Annotated in this window: 6 protein-coding genes; 5 read left to right on the top strand and 1 reads right to left on the bottom strand. The window is 66.7% G+C overall.

All coding sequences use genetic code 11. The features are described from left to right. Positions 1 to 116 precede the first annotated feature (116 nt). From AC1D15_RS13910 to AC1D15_RS13890, 5 genes are all read left to right on the top strand, one after another. On the top strand, positions 117 to 1,868 hold the full coding sequence (locus tag AC1D15_RS13910) for a glycoside hydrolase family 30 beta sandwich domain-containing protein (RefSeq protein WP_477826445.1): 1,752 nt from the start codon (positions 117 to 119) through the stop codon (positions 1,866 to 1,868). A 165-nt stretch (positions 1,869 to 2,033) separates the two neighbouring features. Beyond that, positions 2,034 to 2,255, top strand: coding sequence for a hypothetical protein (locus tag AC1D15_RS13905; protein ID WP_477826444.1), 222 nt, complete (start codon positions 2,034 to 2,036; stop codon positions 2,253 to 2,255). Between the two features lie 84 nt (positions 2,256 to 2,339). Next, entirely contained in the window at positions 2,340 to 3,668 is a 1,329-nt protein-coding gene (locus AC1D15_RS13900; protein ID WP_477826443.1) for an endo-1,4-beta-xylanase, read from the top strand. A 28-nt stretch (positions 3,669 to 3,696) separates the two neighbouring features. Beyond that, complete coding sequence (locus AC1D15_RS13895; RefSeq protein WP_477826442.1) at positions 3,697 to 5,232, top strand: non-reducing end alpha-L-arabinofuranosidase family hydrolase; 1,536 nt, start codon at positions 3,697 to 3,699, stop codon at positions 5,230 to 5,232. 177 nt (positions 5,233 to 5,409) lie between these two features. Beyond that, a complete protein-coding gene (locus AC1D15_RS13890) occupies positions 5,410 to 5,958 on the top strand; it encodes a hypothetical protein (RefSeq protein ID WP_477826441.1) in 549 nt (182 codons plus the stop codon). 50 nt (positions 5,959 to 6,008) lie between these two features. Here the strand turns inward: AC1D15_RS13890 and AC1D15_RS13885 are convergent. Then, positions 6,009 to 6,573, bottom strand: a 565-nt coding sequence (locus AC1D15_RS13885; protein WP_477826440.1) for a substrate-binding domain-containing protein, incomplete at its 5' end; no start/stop codon positions are given.

Raw genomic sequence — 6,573 nt, 5'->3', positions numbered from 1 at the left:
CACCTGCGCCTGCGCCTGCACCTGCACCTGCACCTGCACCTGCACCTGCACCTGCACCTGCACCTGCACCTGCACCTGCACCTGCACCTGCACCTGCGCCTGCACCTGCACCTGCTGTGCAGATCACCTGGCCCGATCCAGCGGCCATCGATTGGGGAACGGCACTCAGCACGGCCCAGCTGAACGCGAAAGCGAGCGTCGCGGGCACGTTCGCCTATACACCCGCCGTGGGCGCGAAGCCCGAGGTCGGCGTCCAGACGCTGTCTGTCACGTTCACGCCGCAGGACAAGACCAAGTACTCGACGAGCACCGTCACGCGCAAGCTGACGGTCCACAAGGCCCAGCCGCCGGTCAGGTGGGATCTCCCCTCGGCCGTGCTCCAGGGCACCGCGCTCACGCCCTCGCAGATCACTACCGCGCCCTACGCGATCTACGGCGTCCAGGGCACGGCCGATCCGGCCTCGTACATGACCGCCGACGGCAAGCCGCTGGGCACCGCCACGACGGCCGCCGCCGGGAGCGCCCTCGTCCAGGCCACGTTCGTCCCGAAGGACAGCGCGCACTACATCTCGTCGGTCATCAGCACCACGCTGACCATCGCGCCGGCCCCGGGCACGGCCGCCATCGACTTCGGCGATGCGAAGCAGACCCTCCAGGGCTTCGGCGGCTCGGCCGCCTGGTACTACAACAAGATGACGGACGATCGCATGAACGTCCTGTTCGGCACCAGCGGCGCCGACAGCCTCGGGCTGAGCATCCTTCGACTGCGGATCGCGCCCGCCGAGTGGAACGCTTCCACCCGGACGGCCGATACCAGCCAATGGACCGCAGAACTGGAGAACGGCATCTCCGCCCAGGCGCGCGGCGCGATGGTCTTCGCGTCGCCGTGGTCACCTCCGGCGAGCATGAAGATCGTCAACGCCGATCGCAAGAACCCGCTCTACAGCGGGCGCCTCGACCCCGCGAAGTACGCGGACTACGCCCAGTACCTGAACGCCTACATCCGGTATGCCGCGACGCGCAACGTGAAGCTCTACGCCGTCTCGCTGCAGAACGAGCCGGACTGGGACCCCACGGACTACGAGTCCTGCCTGTGGAACGCCGACGAGATGACGGCCTGGGTCGGCGGCCACGGCGCGACGGCGATCTCGGGCACCACGACCAAGCTGATGGCGCCGGAGTCCTTCTACTACTCGCAGGCCACCACCGACACGCTGCTGGCCGACGCCAAGGCCGCCGGCAACCTCTCGATCGTCGGCGGCCACCTCTACGGCGGCACGCCGAACTACTCGGGCCTGGCCCAGAAGCTCGGCAAAGAGGCCTGGATGACGGAGCACTTCCTGGACTCCGTCAACAAATCCGACGCCAAGTCGTCATGGCCGACCAGCATCGATGACGCCATCGCGATGGCCAAGGAAGTCCACGACGGCCTGACGCTGTCGCAGTACAACGCCTACGTCCATTGGTGGCTCGTCAACTCCAACGACGCGACGCCGACCGGCCTGATCGGGACGAACAACAAGCCGACCTACTTCGGCATCGGCCTGAAGCACTTCTCGTACTTCATCCGCCCGGGCTACGTCCGCTACGACGCGACATCGCTGCCGCAAAAGGGCGTCCGCGTCTCGGCGTTCGGAACCCCCGCCGGCGCGGCCGACAACAAGGCGGTGGTCGTGCTCGTGAACGAGAACGCGGCCGACGTCACCCTGACGACGTCGATCGCCCCCGCCGGCCGCGCGCTGACCAGCCTGACGCCGTACCGCACCACCGGGGCCGCCACGTTCGAGCGACAGCCCGCGATCGGCGTCAGCGCGAACGCGTTCTCCGTCACGCTGCCGGCGAAGAGCATCACCACCCTGGTGAACTGAAAAGGCAGATCGAACCATGGAACTCCACCGACAAAGCCACTCAACCCCTGTGGGCGGCGCCAATGCCTTGTCGCTGATCGGCGCACAGACCAGAGCTTCGCGGCCTACCTGGCCTGGAGCAAGAAGCTGGCCGAGATCGTCGGCAAGTCCACCTTGATGTGGCAGGTGCCGCTCGGCAACGCGCAGCAGAACAACACCACCAACCACTGGCAGGACAACAAGGTGGACTACCTCTTCAACAACCTGGACAAGGTGGCCGACGCCCACATTGCCGGGCTGTTCTTCGGTGCCGGCGACACGCCCCAGACGTCGCCGGAAACCGATGGTGGCCGACTGCTCGGCTGGACGCAGGGCTACTACAAGAAGGGCGGCGTGGGGCTGCGCTGACGCGCAATCGCGCCGTTGTCGTCGGCCACCGGCAGCCGCCGGTGGCCTCCATCCGATCCGTTCAACTCATCCAGGGAGACAACAGTGAATACCTCGAAGATCTTCAATGCCGTGAGCCGCACCATGATCTGCGCCACGGCAACCCTCGGCCTGCTGGGTTCAGCCGGCCTGGCGCAGGCGCAGATCGCCGTCGGCAAGACCAAGTTCCTCGGCAACATCATTGCCGGCAATCCGCCGGCCAACTTCAGCGCCTACTGGAACCAGGTCTCGCCGGAAAACGCCGGCAAATGGGGCTCGGTCGAACCGGTGCGCGGCCAGATGAACTGGGGCCAGCTCGACGCCGCCTACAACTACGCGCGCTCCAACGGCTTTCCGTTCAAGCAGCACACCTTCGTGTGGGGTTCGCAGGAGCCGAACTGGATCGGTGGCCTGGGTGCCCAGCAGCAGGCCGAGGAGGTCGAGGACTTCATCCGCCAGTATTGCCAGCGCTACCCGCAGACGCAGTACATCGACGTGGTCAACGAGCCGCTGCACCAACCGGCCAGCTACCGCGGGGCCCTCGGCGGCGCCGGCTCGACCGGCTGGGACTGGATCGTCTGGTCGTTCCAGAAGGCCCGCCAGCACTGCCCCAACGCCAAGCTCCTGATCAACGAGTACGGGCTCGTCGGCAACGCCGACGAGCTGAACCGCTACAAGGGCATCGTCAACATCCTGAAGTCGCGCGGGTTGATCGACGGCGTGGGCATCCAGTCGCACTACTTCAGCCTGGACGACGTGCCGGCTGCCGTGATCGCGCAAAGCCTGGAGTCGCTGGCCCAGACCGGCCTGCCGATCTACGTGTCCGAGCTGGACATGACCGGCGATGACGCCACGCAGCTGGCGCGCTATCAACAGAAGTTCCCGATCTTCTGGACCCACCCGGCCGTCGCGGGCGTCACGCTGTGGGGCTACAACGAAGGCCAGACCTGGGTGGCCAACTCCCACCTCGTGCGCCGTGACGGCAGCGCGCGCCCCGCGCTGACCTGGCTCGCCAACTACGTGCGCAGCAACAACCCCGGCGGTGGCGGCGGCACGACCGGCAAGACCATCGTCGTGCGCGCACGCGGAACCTCGGGCCAGGAGCGCGTGACCTTGCGCGTCGGCGGCACCGCGGTGCAGAGCTGGACGCTCGGCACCGCGATGACCAACTACACCTTCACGACCAGCCTGTCGGGCGGCAGCACCGTCGAGTTCACCAATGACGCCGGCGGCCGCGACGTCCAGATCGACTACCTGAGCGTGAACGGCAGCGTGCGGCAGGCCGAGAACCAGACCTACAACACCGGCGTGTACCAGAACGGCCGGTGCGGCGGCGGCAGCGGTCGCAGCGAATGGCTGCACTGCAACGGTGCGATCGGATTCGGTGACCTGTGAGCCCCCTCTCATCTGAAGGAGAACTGTCATGAAGAACACGATGAAGCTTCGCAAGACGCTGTCGACGCTGGCGGCCTTCGTGCTGTCGGCGGGCGCCCTGGTGGCCACCGCCCCGGCGCTGGCCGCCGTCACGGTCGACGCCAACACCTGGTACGTCGTCGTCAACGCCAACAGCGGCAAGGCGCTCGACCTCTACAACTGGGGGACCGGCGACGGTGCCGAGTTCCGCCAGTGGAGCCGGCACGACGGCACCAACCAGCAGTTCCAGCTGGTCCCTTCCGGCAACGGCTACTACCGGCTGAAGAACAAGCACTCGGGCAAGGTCGTCGACGTGTGGAACTTCTCGACGGCCGACGGGGCCGCCGTCAACCAGTACACCGACCACGACGGCACCAACCAGCAGTGGCAGCTGGTCGGCGCCGACAACAACGCGGTGCGCTTCATCAACCGCAACTCGGGCAAGGTGCTCGAAGTCGCCGGCGCGTCCACCGCCGACGGTGGCGACGTCACCCAGTACACCGACTACAGCGGCCGCAACCAGACCTGGGCGCTCGTGCCGGTCGGCGCCACCACGCCGCCGCCCGGCGGTGGAGGCGGCAACGTGGCGCTGCCGTCCAGCTTCCGCTGGACCTCGAGCGCGGCGCTGATGGTGGCCAAGCCCGCCGCGCAGTTCCCGGAAGTGGCGATCAAGGACCCGTCGGTCGTGTTCTACAACGGCCTCTGGCACGTGTTCTCGACCCAGGCCAAGGGCAACGGGTGGGGCCTGGAGTACCGCTCCTTCACGGACTGGTCGAACGCCGGGGCGGCGACGCCCTACTTCCTCGACTCCACCGCCATCGGCGGCGGGTACCGGGCTGCACCGTTCGTGTTCTTCCATGCGCCTTCGCGGCTGTGGTACCTGGTGTTCCAGAACGGCAACGCCGCCTACTCGACCAACCCCGACATCGGCAACCCGGGCGGGTGGAGCGCGCTGAAGACCTTCTACAGCAGCGTGCCGCCGATCGTTCAGCAGAACACCGGCAACGGTGGCGGCAACTGGCTGGATTTCGCGGTGGCCTGCGACGCGGCCAACTGCCACCTGTTCTCCGCCGGCGACAACGGGCAGATCTACCGCTCGCAGACCACGCTCGCGAACTTCCCGAACGGCTTCGGCAACACGGTGATCGCGCTGCAGGACGCCGATCGCAACAAGGTCTTCGAAGCACCGCAGGTGTACAAGGTGCGCGAGACCGGGCAGTACCTGCTCATCGTCGAGGCCATCGGCAGCAGCGGGCGGTACTTCCGCTCGTGGACTTCGAGCAGCCTGGGCGGAACCTGGACGCCGCTGGCCGCGACCGAGTCCAGCCCGTTCGCCGGCGACGCCAACGTGAGCTTCCCGACCGGCAAGTGGAGCCAGGGCATCAGCCACGGAGAGATTCTGCGCACCGGGTATGACCAGAACGTCGAGGTCAGCGCCTGCAACATGCACTTCCTCTACCAGGGGCTGGCGCCTGGCGCGAGCGGCGACTACGGCAGGCTGCCGTACAAGCTCGGCGTGCTCACGCAGACCAACTCGCCCTGCTGAGCCGTCCCGCGCAACCCCGTGAAATGCTCACGGGGTGTCATGCCGTTGAACCATTGATCATGGCTCGATCATGCATTCGATCCGAAGGCTGCCCACACTGTCGAGGTGATGACAACGGCGGGTGTGCGATCGATGGTTCCACTTCAGTTTCGGTTGCTGCTGGCACCGTTTCACTTCATGGCGCGCATCCTCTTCAGCGACTTGAAACTGGAGCGCGAGGGGCGGGACTTTCACATCCGCATCGCCACGCCCGAGCCCGGACCGCAGGCGCTGAGCGAAGCGGCCATCGCCGAAGCGGCGCCGTTGCGGGCCGCGCTGAAGAAGTTGCTCGATTCGCATCCCCAGGCCCGCAAGGTGCTGCGCCACCTCCGGTACGTCGAGCGTGCGCTGGCCACCCAGGGCCTGGCCGCGCTGGCGACGATGCCTGTCGACGTGCTGAAGATGGCGCTGAGGCAGCTGGATTCGATCGTCTCCAACTGGTCGAACCGTCACCTCGCGGATCTGCGTTCGAAGATGGCCGTCGCCGTGCTGGAACATCCGGAAGATTCGGACGATTCGCTCTACGGTGCGAACGGTGATCGGCTGTCCGACTTCGTGACGGAATCCCGGCTGATGGTCGGAGATGCTTCGCACTCGGTGTTCATGGAGCTTGAACGGCAATACGAAGCCTTGCTTCCGCCGGAGGCGATCCGTGCCTCGCTCAATGCGACAAGGGCTGCACCATGAGGGCGTCGCATGTCGAATGACAGGGGCGCGCCGCACCGACCCACCCAGGGTCATCCAGCCGGGTGAGGCGGTGGTGCGGTGCTGCCCCGCACCACCAGCTGCAGATCCAGCGACCCGATCGGCGCGTCGTTCAGCTGTTTCACGCCCAGCAACCGAAGCAATTCCCTGGCGGCGGTGCAGCCCATCTCATAGATGGGTTGCCGGACCGTGGTGGTCGGCGGCACCGAATACGCGGACGGAGGAAAGCCGTCGAACCCCACCAGCGAGACCTGCCCCGGCACCTCGATGCCTCGATTGAACAGGACCAGCCGCGCGCCGTTCAAGCTCGGGTCATTCGCCGCGAAGACCGCCGTCAACCCGATGCCGGAATCCAGCAGGGCCTGCATCGCCTGCATGCCACCCAATTCGGAAAAATCACCGCGCACGATGAGGCGCTGATCCACCGAGAGACCGGCCTCGCGGTGCGCATCCATGTAGCCCTGCATGCGGGCAATCGCATCGGGCTGGTATTCGATCCCCGCGATGTGCGCGATTCGCCGATGCCCCAACTCGATCAGGTGACGGGTTGCCATGTAGCCGCCCCGGCGCTGGTCGACATCGAGTGAGCTCAGGCGG

The organism is Rhizobacter sp. P2_H2 (assembly GCF_056403375.1).
This window is presented reverse-complemented; position numbering and strand designations above follow the sequence as displayed.

Coding starts and splice junctions, on each gene's coding strand:
- AC1D15_RS13895 (WP_477826442.1), top strand. CDS start 3,697: ATGAAGAACACGATGAAGCTTCGCAAGACGCTGTCGACGCTGGCGGCC.
- AC1D15_RS13890 (WP_477826441.1), top strand. CDS start 5,410: ATGGCGCGCATCCTCTTCAGCGACTTGAAACTGGAGCGCGAGGGGCGG.